Annotated in this window: 1 protein-coding gene; it reads right to left on the reverse strand. The window is 68.9% G+C overall.

Translation table 11 applies throughout. The features are described 5' to 3' along the window. A partial coding sequence (locus FLW16_RS43230) for a hypothetical protein (protein ID WP_142566743.1) occupies positions 1-236 on the reverse strand: 236 nt, incomplete at its 3' end. Positions 237-380 lie beyond the last annotated feature (144 nt).

Genomic DNA, 380 nt, shown 5'->3' on the forward strand with positions numbered 1-380 from the left:
TTCTCCTTCAGCCGGCCGCTGTGCACGGTTGCGATGCGGTCGACCATCGCCGCCCGGCCTCCACCGACGTCGATGGAGAACGCCGTCAACGCGCTGGCCATGTCGGCGGCTTCGACGTATGCGGTGAGCACGTTGTCGCCGTAGAGGGTGTGGTAGAAGTCGCCGGATACGACGAGACGTACCTCTTCGCGGTCGCCGAGCTGGACCGTCCAGAGTTCCCCGAACCGGTGGCTCACGCGGCGGCCCCGCCCTGCTTGTCCTTCAGATGGGCACGGATGTCGTCGTTCAGAGCGGCCTCGTCGGCCTCCTGGGCGGCGATCGCGGGGGAGCCGTAATACGCGGCGCGCGCGGACTGGTCGTGGGATGCGGCGAGCTCGCGC

This window comes from Microbispora sp. KK1-11 (assembly GCF_006874435.1).
GTDB classification, from domain to species: Bacteria; Actinomycetota; Actinomycetes; order Streptosporangiales; family Streptosporangiaceae; genus Microbispora; species Microbispora catharanthi.